We start from the raw sequence: 1280 nt of genomic DNA, 5'->3' as shown, positions 1-1280 counted from the left end.
GGCCCATGGCGTACCGCGGGCAGTGAAAGTCAGGCCATGGCCGGGGCCCGGGTGACGGGGGTCTGTGCCCAAGGGCGGGCGGCGGGTGGGTCGGTGTGCGGCCACAGCAGCAGCAAGAGGGCATCGATGTCGGGGGCCTCTTCCAGCCCGGCGGGGGTGGCGATCCAGAAGGACTGGGTGGCCTCACCCCACCAGATGCTCAGGTTCGGGTGGCGGGCCTGGATGCGGGCGGCCTGGGTGTGCTCGTCGGCGTACTCGGAGCGGTGACCGCCCAACCGGGGCAGGCGTTCGGCGCGGCGCTCCCGACAGGAGGGGTGCGTGCACGGGGGCAGAGACTGCGCCGAAGGCGTCCGTTGAGGGTGGTGGCGGGCGACGGGTGGGCAAGCAGGGCCTTCCAGAGGGCGCCGACGGGGCAGGGGCCGGTAGAGCGGGTCGCTGGAAGGGCGGGGCGAGGGGATAGGGTTCTGCATCAGATCCTCGTTTCCTTACATATGACCGTGTTGGGTTTCGGGGGTTCAGGGCCCGGAAGAGCGTTGGCGCGCTCTCCTGGGCCCGCCTTGTGTCTGCGGCCGGTTAGTTCTGGCTACTCCAGCCGCTGTCGGCGAGGTCGTAGGCCAGGTAGAGCCACACGGTGCGGTACTCGGCGTTGCCGTTGTCGCCCCAGGTGCTGGCGAAGGCGTCGACAATGGCCAGCCCGCGCCCGGATTCGGAGCCCAGGTCCTGGCTGTTGGGGGTGGGTGTCAGGTGGGCGTTGCGGGTGCGCAGTCCGCCGCGGTCGCGGCAGATCAGCCGGAGTCCTTCCTTGGTGCGGTGCACGCGCAGGGTGTAGGCGCCGCCGGGGTGGCCGGAGAGGCTGTGTCGGATGGCGTTGTTGGCCAGCTCCGTGCCGAGGAGGGTGAACAGGTAGCGGTAGTCGGTGGTTTCGGTGGCGGCGCAGGTGTCCAGGAAGGCGCGGACCAGGGGCATCAGGGCGGGGACTCCGGCGAAGTCGTAGCTGCGCACCCGGTAGTGGGGGCGTTCGGGGTGGCCGGAGAAGTAGTGGCGCTGGAAGGGCCGGATGAAGCTGGCCAGCGGAACCGTGGCCTGGCCCTGCACCGGGACGGCGGCGGGCGCGGGGGCGGTTTCGGGCATGACGAACACACTCCTTGGCATGGCTGGACGCATGAGTCGAGGGGTGCTGCTGAAGGTGCCCGTTGGAGGAGTCTCACGGTTGCCGTGATGCGCGGAACGGGCAAGGCATAGCCTGACCAAGATGAACCCTCAGTGATCCACCGGTCACT

General features: G+C 69.9%; 2 protein-coding genes. Both read right to left on the bottom strand.

All coding sequences use genetic code 11. The features are described 5' to 3' along the window. Window positions 1-29: 29 nt before the first annotated feature. A complete protein-coding gene (locus tag ACYVD1_RS34705; RefSeq protein WP_460778715.1) occupies window positions 30-470 on the bottom strand; it encodes a hypothetical protein in 441 nt (146 codons plus the stop codon). A 103-nt stretch (window positions 471-573) separates the two neighbouring features. Beyond that, a complete protein-coding gene (locus ACYVD1_RS34700; RefSeq protein ID WP_460778714.1) occupies window positions 574-1131 on the bottom strand; it encodes an ATP-binding protein in 558 nt (185 codons plus the stop codon). Window positions 1132-1280: the final 149 nt, after the last annotated feature.

The organism is Nocardiopsis nanhaiensis, assembly GCF_054778635.1.
Note: the sequence above shows the minus strand (reverse complement) of the source record. Positions and strands in the feature narration are given on the sequence as shown.

Excerpts from the sequence above, each read along its gene's own strand:
- ACYVD1_RS34705 (WP_460778715.1), bottom strand. The coding sequence starts at position 470 with ATGCAGAACCCTATCCCCTCGCCCCGCCCTTCCAGCGACCCGCTCTAC.
- ACYVD1_RS34700 (WP_460778714.1), bottom strand. The coding sequence starts at position 1,131 with ATGCCCGAAACCGCCCCCGCGCCCGCCGCCGTCCCGGTGCAGGGCCAG.